The sequence below is a fragment of the Legionella drancourtii LLAP12 genome, assembly GCF_000162755.2.
GTDB classification, from domain to species: Bacteria; Pseudomonadota; Gammaproteobacteria; order Legionellales; family Legionellaceae; genus Legionella; species Legionella drancourtii.
Genome location: NZ_JH413801.1, coordinates 24177 through 34827 on the forward strand (window position 1 = coordinate 24177; position 10651 = coordinate 34827).

Here is a 10651-nt window from a genome sequence, read left to right on the forward strand (position 1 = left end):
ACTTAGTGATATTGTTTGGGTTTGACGGTCACTTTAAATTTAATGAAACATATGTTAAAATATTAATCAATTTGATTGATATCAAAATATCAAGGAAGATCATTTACTTCCTCTCTATTATAAAGTTATGTTAAAAACATTTTGTTATTTTAATCGAATTATAAGACCTTATCTTTTATCACTTTGAAATGAATTAATATGCAAAATAGAATAGCTCTACCATTAACATTCAATCAATTTTTAACTCAAGCAGACAATGAGTATCGTAAACAATTAGCATCTATTCCTTTGTTTAACATTAACAAAACGTCGTGTTGGAATAAACAGCAAAAAAAGCTCTTCGCCGCCATTTTTTATCATTTGCGTGGACATTTCATTAATTTCATGTGGTATGTCGCAAACTTCGCTCCAGATGAATCGACCAAAATGATTATCTTAGAAAATATTACTGAAGAGGTTGGGAGAGATAAATTTTCTCATGAAAAACTCTATGCTTTATTTGCTAGCGAATGCGGTGTCGATATTCACGATGAAATTGTTAATGAAACGCATTACTTGCCTTTTGCAAGAAAATTTAATAAAGGGCATCTTGCTTGGCTCGCTGCTCATGATGAAGACAAACAAATTGCTGCTTTTGCAGCTTATGAACGATTGGATAATATTGATTATTTCTATCTTACTGCTTGTGCTGAGTCATTAAATATTTCGCAGCCAGGAATGATTTTCTTCAGAGTGCATTCCTATGTGGAACATTTTGGTGCGGTGATAGAACGGTTATTACCCATTTGGGAACATTCCAGTGAGAAAATTAAAGCAGCATTTGATTTTATTTATTCGCATCAAGTGCAAATGTGGCAACAACTGTCAGAGGAGATTTTTTCCTTAGAATGAACTTTATAGATATGCGGCAATTGATAACATATGGGGCTAGAGTTTCTTATTAGTGGCGTTAGGATGTTTCATTTACAGGTGGAGTAAATAATAAGTGTTAATGCGCATTATAAAAAAATGGTCCTTTGTTTTATATAACTATTTAATGGACAAAACTGTTGAGGCAAGTCATCAGATTACCTTATTTGGAATTGTCATGATGATTAACTTTCCACTTTTTGGGATACTGTGGAAGTTACAAAGCTTTCATGTAAATCAAGAGTTTTTTCTACGGCTCATCGCCACGGCTCTATGTGCTGCATTAGCCCTGCATAAGTTTTGGTCAATTAAATATCTGCAATTATTACCTTTTGTCTGGTACCTTGCGTTACTATTTTGTCTCCCATTCTTTTTTGCTTATTTGACTTTACTTAATGATGGCTCGACTCTGTGGCTGATGAATTGCATGTCCGCTACTTTTTTCCTTTTTTTGGTTACTAATGCCATTGATTCACTCATTTTACTCATACTAGGTTGTGGTTTGGCTTTATTTTGCTATTTAGGTGTTGCGGCTAAATCATTAAAATATATTCCTGGGGATGTTTCCTTCTTTGGCTTAGGAGTAACCTTTCTTGCGGCGATTATTATTGGTGCTTTGTTTGCTCGAGATCGAGAGTTAATTTATTCTGCAAAAATTGCTGGAATGCGCTTGCTTGCTGGAAGTTTGGCTCATGATTTACGAACCCCATTGGCGAGTATTTATTTGCAGGCCAATATGCAGCGCACGATGGTTGATGCACTTGATGAATCGGCAGTGAAAACAGGTTTAAATGAGACAATTTCTAAAATTGAGCGCTGTATTGATAGTGTAAATCAGCTTATTAGCACTCAGTTGAACAATATTCGACATGATAAATTTGATACGCATAAATTCTGTTTTTATTCCGTTAAGGAACTATTGAAACAGGCTTTAGATGATTATCCCTTTAAAAAAAATCAACGCGAATTAATTAATCTAGACTTGCCATGCGATTATTCAATCTGGATCGAAAAAATAGCATTTAGAAATCTTTTGTGGAACTTATTAAACAATAGTTTTGATTTCATTGATAAGGAAGGTAAAGGCGAAATATCTGTTTGGTTAAGTGAAGGAAATGATAAGGATAATTTTAATTACTTACATATTCGAGATACAGCCAAGGGAATTTCTTCAGAAAAAGCGAACATTATTTTTGAACCCTTTTATTCTGAACGAAAAGGAGGTACGGGTATTGGCTTGGCTTATTGCAAATTACTGATGAAGGCTGCTGGAGGCGTTATCTCTTGCCAAGGGCAGATGGGTGAATACACGCATTTTATTATTAAATTTCCAAAAATTGATTAGGGTTTGAAGTTGAGAGGGTACTGTTTTTAATTTATATAAATACAGAGATGGGTTGCTTACCTCAATGATGATATAATACATTTTTTGCGACAGACTTTTTTATTATGACTAAAAATGTAACTCCAAAGATAAGGATGGCGAAAGTACACGATGCGGGGACGATTGCTTTAATTCATATTCGCTCTTGGCAAAAGATGTATAGTGAGTTTATTCCAGAAACTATATTAAAAGATTTATCTTTAACAGAACGCACGCAGCAATGGCAAGATCTTCTCAAGCAAGAAGTAAATGTGTTACTTATTGAAATTGATCATCAAGCAGTTGGTTTTGCGAGTATCTGCCCATTTCGTGGTGTAAATGCTGAGCCTTTAATGGGCGAAATTAGTGCTATTTATTTACATCCAGATTATTGGCGTATGGGGTTAGGCACTAAATTATGTCTAACGGCACTCTCTGAGCTAACTGCCCTGGGATATAAAAAAGTAGGTCTTTGGGTCTTAGAAGCTAATAATCAAGCACGCAGATTTTATGAAGCATTGGGTTTTACTGCAACGAGCTCAACTAAATTGGAAGAATTTTACGAAGGCGGAGCTTTATTGCAAGAAATCCTTTATGAGAAAATGCTTTGATTTTGCACTCTTTTCTAAGTCGCCAAGAACATTCTCTTCATCCCTTGATGTATAGGCATTAAGCTAGGGCAAAAAGTTCTTGAGCCTCTCCAGAACCGTTTGGGCTGAAGCGGCGGCATTTATACCGTCGAAGCTTGGTGCCAAAGACTCGCAAGGTTTTGAGACAGTGCTAACGCAGTTCCTTAGCCCGAATGGAGCGAGGCGATATTAGATAATCTGACGTTTATGCCTCATGCTAGAAGGTTTTTTTTAACAATCCAGCTTACAAAATCAGTCTTAATGGCTTAAGAATGATCGTATGCTTTTTCTCCATGCTCAATAATATCAATGCCTTGAATTTCTTCTTTGGGCGTAGTGCGAATGTTCATTATTTTGCGCAATAAAAATAAAATTAACCCAGTACCCACTACCGAAATGGTGATTGCTATAAAAACGGCAATGGTTTGATTCCATAATAGCGTGTAATTTCCATACAATACTCCATTTTTGCCCGCTGGATTAACGCTTGTTGTAGCAAATACACCGGTTAATAATGAGCCTATCACCCCCGCAACTCCATGACAGGCAAAAACATCGGCAGTGTCATCTATTTTCTTAAAATAATTTAAATGCAGCAAAACTATTTGCGTGACGATGGCGCTAATACTGCCAATAGCAATGGCTCCCATCGGGGTAACAAAACCACAAGCAGGCGTAATCGCTACTAAACCAATTACTGCAGCTGCTGAAGCACCAACAGCCGATGGCCTTGCTTTTCTTAGCCAAGCGAATAGAGTCCAGGAGGTTACTGCAGAACTTGCTCCTAACATGGTTGTAATTGCGGCATTAATCGCAAGATTATCAGCAGCTAAAGCAGAGCCCGCATTAAAACCAAACCAGCCAAACCACAATAATGATGCACCAAGAACTACGAACGGAATATTATGTGGCATATCGTTCTGGCGACGTGATTTAATCCTTGGCCCCAAAATAAGCGCAGCAACCAAAGCAGAAAAACCTGCACTAATATGCACTACAATGCCACCCGCAAAATCAATCGCCCCTAGTTGTGCTAGCCATCCATTCACGCCCCAAACCCAATGGGCTAAGGGAATGTATACGAGTAAACTCCAAAATGTTACAAATAAGAAATAGGCAACAAACTTCATACGACCAACTAAGGCCCCTGAAATGATTGCAGGGGAAATGATGGCAAACATCATTTGAAATAACATAAAAAGAGGAGGGGGAATTGTGCTCACAGCTTTATTGGCCTCATTTATATGAGCCAAACCTACGTATCGTAAGCTGCCAATCCATTGATTATGTTCACTAAAAACCAATGAATAACCAACAATAGCCCATACAAGCGGGATAATAGCTAAACAAATAAAACTCATTTTAATCGTATTCAATGCATTTCTTTCGGGGACTAATCCAGAATAAAAGAAGGCTAAACCGGGTGTCATTAACATCACTAAAGCACAAGACATAAGAACCCATGCAATGTTAGCATTATTCATAATACACCTTAAAAAAAGTGGCACTGGCTTGTAATTTAATGCAGTTGTTTTTTCTTGCTTTTATTTGAGAAAACAACTGAAATTAAATAACTTATGATTGGATTAATATGTTTTAATATAGACCAATTTTTGCAAATTAGGTAAAAAAATATACTGGTATTTTAGATAATGTATTTTAAGATAAATAGGCATTTAGCGGATTCGCATGCTACCTTGGCAACCAATAGGAATAGGTCCAATGAAACTGAGCAGTAAGGTTGTAAAGAAACAAATTTTGGGTTTCGCCATATCGGGGGGGTTAAGTACCCTGATTATGTTTATTCTTTATGTGGGATTACATCAATTCATCAATTATCAATATGCTTATTTAATCTCTTATAGTATTTCAGTCATTGCTCTTTATTTTATGAACAGTATGGTGTTTAAACAATCTATATCAGTGCAGACCTTTTTAAAGTTCCCGCTAATCTATCTAATGCAATACTTAATCGGCGCTGCTTTTTTAGCATTTTTGGTGCGTTTTGGATTTTCAGTAACTTATGCACCATTACTTGTTGTCATTCTTTTGCTGCCAATTACCTTTGTATTAAATCGAATTGTATTTTCAAGAGATGGCAAGGAATGAACCACTAGTTTGCTGCCTTGTATTTTGTATGAAGATTTTTTCCAGGCTATATTCACTTTGAATAGCCTGGGAAGAAGATTCATGGATTTAGGTTTTATACATTATTAGTTGAATGTTCCGTTTGTGTTTCATAAGATTCAACTAAAGTTTTTAAACGCCCTTGTTTTAACGCGAGTTTTTCAAAAAAATTATATTTTACCGCTATTCCTCGAATCGATAGTTGTTTTTTTTCCACAGTACTTTGCGTTGTTTCTGTAGAAGGCGAGATGAGGCTATGTCTAAAATGTGGATCTGTCTTACTGTCTATTTTATAGTGCTCTAAACTAAAGAAAAAAGAGGTATTATGCAGTAACCTCGCTTCTCTTTGTGTTAGGGGAGGCATGAGTCTTTTTATTGTATGGGCAAATTGCTGTGCACCAATATAGGACTGATCTTTTTGCTGGGTAAAATCTGTTTCTAATAAATGCAATAGTTCATCCAGTTCATCAGGTGTTTGCTTCATTACTACCTGCCGAAGAGAAATATAAATTCTTTGATGTTCATCTGTTGCCGCAATAAAGTCTTGAAGTTTTGATGGGATTAATTTGCTTACGGCCTTTAATTCGTCACACTCTTTAAGCGATCTCATATTGGTATAATATTTATGAGCAAGAAAAAACTTAAGGCTCTCCGTGATGTTTTCATTGAGGCAATTAAAGATTGCTAATTCAGATCGTCTTTCTTCATCAGTAGTCGACGTGCGAAAATGAATTAAGAAAGGCAGTAATGCTAATTGTTCCGTCGTACAATACCGATGAATTAAATAAAAAATGGTTCTTAACAGAAATATTATGTCTTCTAATTTTTCTTTTTCTTGTATTTTTTTTGCTTTTATTTTGTTATCCAATTTTCCAAGAGGGTACTCACCTAGTTCTTGTTGTTCTGCATAACCTAACATGCGACTACTGCGAATAAGTAAAGGCAGAAGCTCTGTTATTTCTAATTCTTTATTACCCAAATGCGCGTAAAGATTTTTTAACTCATGATATACATCCGGATGATGTATTTGGGTGGACGTAAGCTCTTCTTCATCATCGAGTGTACAAAGTAGTGCAGTTAGTCTGGTAACACAGTTGATTTCTTCTTCAGAATGCTTTTCTGACTCAATACGGTTTTTTAGTTTGATGACAAATTTTTTTAACGCACCAGCTTGCATTATCCACTCCCTATGAAATTGATTAGTCATTTAGAGAATATATGAAAAATGTAGGAACCGGTAGAGCATATTTTCGGTAAATAGTTTGTTAAGCTAGCACTCTGCATAGCGTATTGTATTTAATATAAGGAATCGAATGCTAAACGAAGCAATAGGATTAAAAAAAATAGAGTTAGACACGCCGTGTTTAGTCCTTGATAAAGACATTCTAAGATCTAATTTGGATGTTATGAGGCAACACGTAATTACAAATAAGATAAACCTCAGACCTCATTGCAAAACCCATAAGTGCTCTAAGTTAGCACAGTTACAGATTGATTATGGGGCTATAGGGGTCTGTGCTGCTAAAATTTCGGAAGCCGAAGTTCTTATTCAGAACCGAATTCCCAATGTATTGATCACCTCGCCAATAGTGACAAAAAATAAAATTACCAGGCTGATGGCGTGCATTGAAACAGCGCCTGCTACTCTAGTTGTTGTCGATAATGAAGAAAATATCCTGGCTTTAAATCATGCGGGGGAATCGTGTCAAAAGATGATTCATGTGTTGGTTGATGTGGATTCTGGAATAGGGCGTACTGGCGTTAAACCAGAACATGCTTTAAATTTTGCGATGAAAATTAGTGCATTACCTTGGTTAAAACTGATGGGAATACAATGCTATGCAGGGAATTTACAACATATAGCGTCCTTTAACGAACGTCGACAAAAATCATTATCTACCATGCAAATGGCCAGTGAGCTGGTGAGCTGTTTTAAGGCGCAAGGTTTAAATTGCCCTATATTAACCGGAACGGGGACAGGCACTTACGATATTGATATTGAGGCAACGGGAGTCACTGAAATTCAGCCAGGCTCTTATGCTGTTATGGATGTGGAATATGCCGCGATTGGTGCAAAAGAGAGCATGAAGCAATTTGATGTATTTAAACCAGCAATGACTCTTCTCACTACCGTGATCAGTACTCATCGCGCAGAACACGTTACCGTTGATGCAGGAACGAAAGCGATTTATGTGGATCAAACATACAAGCCTCGGATTATTAGTCATCAGGGATTAGAATATGATTGGGGAGGCTTTGGTGATGAACATGGTAAAATTACCGCCGTAGCTGGTACGAAATTACCCCTCTGCGGTGAGGTTTTAGAGTTAATCGTTCCACATTGCGATCCGACGATTAATTTATTTGATCAATTTTTTATTGTTGAAAATAACCGGGTTGTTGATGTTTGGGATATTGATTTGCGAGGAAAATGTCAATAATTTAACGTCAGTTATGGATAAGAAATCGGGACAGAGCATATCCCGCCTCAGTCCGAATGGAGCAAAAAGTAGAGTAAGAACTGTCTTAACTTAACGTGAGTTCTTATTCTGAATCTTGGCTCTGAGGCGCAAATAACTGTGTAATTCATGTCCCACAAAATGTTTGTAAAACACGTTCATGAGCTAAAGGCAATGATTGTAGTTGTGTGGTATTTTCTTGTTGTTGGTAAGGTGTTTTAAGTACTGATAAAAGAGTGTCCATTAACGTTTGGTCGTGTTTTTCAATAAAATCTTTAATTGCCTTTTCGACTAAGTGGTTTCTAGGAATGTAAGCAGGATTTACTTGTTCCATCATGGTTTTTATTTTTTGTACTTTAGTATCCTGCTGTGTTATATAGGACAACCAATCGGAGACCCACTGCTTGCTCAGTTCCTGATTTCCTAGCATTTGTATTAAGTGTTCTTGCTGCTGCTCAGAATCAATTGCTGAACTCAGGAGACGAAAAGTATTAGTAAAATCGGGTTTGTGCTGCTGCAATAAGATGAAGAATCGTTTAATTAATTCTAATGTTTGCTCATTTTCTTCTAGTAATCCAAGTTTTGTCCGGATCTTGTTATCCCAGTAATAATGAAAACGTTTGGTGAATGAATCGAGAATCTCTTGTAGTTGTTTTGGTGCTTGCTCATCGGTATTTTGAAACAAAGGCAGCAAGGCTTGACGAAGTCTGGCCAAATTCCAGTGTGCGATTGCAGCTTGATTGCCAAAAGCATAACGACCGTTAACATCAATCGAGCTAAATACGGTATTGATGTCAAATTCATCCATAAACGCACAAGGTCCATAATCGATCGTTTCACCGGAGATGGTCATGTTGTCTGTATTCATAACGCCATGAATAAAACCTACCCCCATCCATTCAGCCATGAGGCTTGCCTGGCTTTCGACAACCGCTTTAAATAATTCAAGGTAAGGATTTTTTTGCTGTAACAGAGCAGGGAAGTGCCGTTCCAGTGCATAGTCAGCCAGGCATTTTAGTAAATGATTATCTTTTTGATCGGCAGCATATTCAAAGGAGCCCACGCGTAAACTACTGGAGGCGATACGAGTGAGTACGCCTAAGGGCACAAGACCACTTGGACGGTAAATGCGATCCTCACTGGCAATAGCGGCTAAACAACGGGTTGTTGGAATGTTTAAACCATGCATGGCTTCACTGATCAGATATTCTCTTAATACCGCAGCCAGAGGCGCTCTACCATCTCCCATTCGTGAAAAAATGGTTTTTCCTGAACCTTTTAATTGAATATCCCAATGTTTTCCATCTTTACTGCAAATTTCACCAAGCACGACAGCACGACCATCGCCTAAAAGAGGAACGTAGTAGCCGAATTGATGCCCGGCATAAGCTAAGGCAATACTTTTAAGGTGAGCAGGAACCTTGTTTCCTGCACAAATGGCTATGGCCTCTTGTTCCGTATAAGGAGAAGTATTGGGTTCGCCAAGAAAAGAAGCTAATTCATGATTGAATTTGACGAAATAAGGATTAGAAATGGGGGTGGGATTGATGATTTCGTAAAAATCACCAGGCAATTTTAGATACGATGTGCATTTAATATTAGGAATCAAAATCAAGCCAATCAATGAAAAAATTTTATATTAAAGGTTTAGGGTTAATCCTTCAATCAATTCAATGCAAAACCATAATGTCTGCATGAAAAGAAATCTGGTTGTATAAAAAGCTTGACAAAAAAACTGAATTGTTATTTCTTTGATGTATGGGTACCTTTGCAGGAGCAATAAATGAAAGAAGAAGAAGCTCAGGCTCTTATCGAGATCTGTGGTAAAGTAGCTCTGGAAGGAATGGCTCATGTTGCAAAAAACTCTGTGGTTATTCCTGAGCTCTATTTAGATTGGATAGAAGGACAGGATGCCTCCGCAATTGGACGAGATAATATTGCAATATTTGTTAATGTGAAAACGTTTGCATTACACCAAATTACAGGAATTGCTCAAAATAGACATTGGGTAAAAGATCGCACCCTGGCGATAAGAAAAGCTGTATTGGACTCTGACTCCCTGCTTCATACTGGAATTATTATTCATGAGACAGGACATGCATTTAATGTTGTTGCAGGAATAGCAAATAGCGAAAAAAATGCTTACATATTTGAAATTTCAGTAATGCTTCGTCTCTTTCAAGAACAAAATAAATGGGTCTGTCAGTACACTGCAGAGGATTTCTCCCAGTATTTTATTAGTCGAATGTCGCAGTATAAAAAAGGCCTTCCTGATGAAACCCTTTCTATGTTAATTAAGCAAATTAAGTTAAATTTTTTTTTGGACGATATGTGTTTTTTATTTGCGATACCACCGATTAGTGGCAAAAAACTTATGGATGGGGCAAGAACTTTTTTTGAGGAAAAAAGAAAGTTCTCTGAAAAAGAAAATGAAAAATCACCAAAAAATGATAATCTGTATATTACCTGAGGAAATATAAATAAGGTGATGCCATGCCGCATAGATTCCTGAATTTCACTAACTTAAAAGCCACATTAGCGCTATCAGCTCCCGTAAATGGTTTTTTAGGTCAGTTAAAAGCTAATTTGGAGAATGAATCACAATTTATGACTAATATTGCACGACAAAAAGAGCTTGCATTCATTATTAATGGTAGTGAGAATAGTGAGCTTTTTGAGTTTCTATGCCAAAAGGAATGTTACCATTCTTTATGGAGTGCGCGTTTTTCACAATTAGGGCGTCTCTTGTCTGCATTTAAAGAAAATCCCGTATCTTTTTTTCCACCACCCAAAACGGTAAGTAGTTTTGATTTATTGCGAGGGGCCTTTTTTTTTCATAAGTCTCAATTGGTGCGAAAAGAGTTGCAAAAAGTACCTTTTGCCAATGATTTTTCGCATGAAGAATTACGCTTTATCCAGCATGCCATGAACTATAACTCCATCCATGCAACTCAGCGTTATAATCAATATCTCTACACAAGGATTGCTCGGGCTATGTTTCGTGATGAGGTCGAAGGTCGGGCATTATTAACTGGAGCTATTGAGCATTGTAATGAGTTGTTAGAATGCCATGGCAGCTATGCCTATATGATGTTGGTTGACGCTTATTTTCATTATGCTAAGTTTGTCAAGGCAGATAGCGAACTTGCAGAACGTGCTATCCA

Annotated in this window: 10 protein-coding genes; 7 read left to right on the forward strand and 3 right to left on the reverse strand. The window is 37.0% G+C overall.

All coding sequences use genetic code 11. The annotated features are described in order from the left end of the window. Nucleotides 1-198 precede the first annotated feature (198 nt). From LDG_RS02610 to LDG_RS02620, 3 genes are all read left to right on the forward strand, one after another. Complete coding sequence (locus tag LDG_RS02610) at nt 199-891, forward strand: iron-containing redox enzyme family protein (protein ID WP_006869569.1); 693 nt, start codon at nt 199-201, stop codon at nt 889-891. 100 nt (nt 892-991) lie between these two features. Beyond that, entirely contained in the window at nt 992-2254 is a 1263-nt protein-coding gene (locus tag LDG_RS02615) for a sensor histidine kinase (protein ID WP_040534287.1), read from the forward strand. A 104-nt stretch (nt 2255-2358) separates the two neighbouring features. Next, nucleotides 2359-2883, forward strand: coding sequence for a GNAT family N-acetyltransferase (locus LDG_RS02620; protein WP_040534238.1), 525 nt, complete (start codon nt 2359-2361; stop codon nt 2881-2883). Nucleotides 2884-3167: 284 nt separating this feature from the next. On the opposite strand, the gene LDG_RS02625 is transcribed toward LDG_RS02620, so the two are convergent. Then, nucleotides 3168-4385, reverse strand: coding sequence for an ammonium transporter (locus LDG_RS02625; RefSeq protein WP_006869572.1), 1218 nt, complete (start codon nt 4383-4385; stop codon nt 3168-3170). Between the two features lie 238 nt (nt 4386-4623). On the opposite strand from LDG_RS02625, the gene LDG_RS02630 reads away from it, so the two are divergent. Further along, a complete protein-coding gene (locus LDG_RS02630) occupies nt 4624-5010 on the forward strand; it encodes a GtrA family protein (protein WP_050805506.1) in 387 nt (128 codons plus the stop codon). A 94-nt stretch (nt 5011-5104) separates the two neighbouring features. Here LDG_RS02630 and LDG_RS02635 read toward each other — a convergent pair whose 3' ends face one another. After that, entirely contained in the window at nt 5105-6205 is a 1101-nt protein-coding gene (locus tag LDG_RS02635; protein ID WP_006869574.1) for a hypothetical protein, read from the reverse strand. Nucleotides 6206-6341: 136 nt separating this feature from the next. Between LDG_RS02635 and LDG_RS02640 the strand changes: the two genes are divergently transcribed. Beyond that, the gene (locus LDG_RS02640; RefSeq protein ID WP_040534240.1) at nt 6342-7469 is read left to right on the forward strand and encodes a DSD1 family PLP-dependent enzyme; all 1128 of its coding nucleotides are present in this window, start codon (nt 6342-6344) and stop codon (nt 7467-7469) included. A gap of 145 nt (nt 7470-7614) precedes the next feature. Here the strand turns inward: LDG_RS02640 and LDG_RS02645 are convergent, their stop codons facing one another. Beyond that, on the reverse strand, nt 7615-9096 hold the full coding sequence (locus LDG_RS02645) for a protein adenylyltransferase SelO (protein ID WP_233491401.1): 1482 nt from the start codon (nt 9094-9096) through the stop codon (nt 7615-7617). A gap of 174 nt (nt 9097-9270) precedes the next feature. Here LDG_RS02645 and LDG_RS02650 point away from each other — a divergent pair, with 174 nt between their 5' ends. Further along, nucleotides 9271-9957, forward strand: a complete 687-nt coding sequence (locus LDG_RS02650) for a hypothetical protein (protein ID WP_006869577.1) — start codon at nt 9271-9273, stop codon at nt 9955-9957. 23 nt (nt 9958-9980) lie between these two features. Then, nucleotides 9981-10651: DUF5630 domain-containing protein (locus LDG_RS02655; RefSeq protein ID WP_040534241.1), on the forward strand; the 671-nt coding region annotated here is incomplete at its 3' end.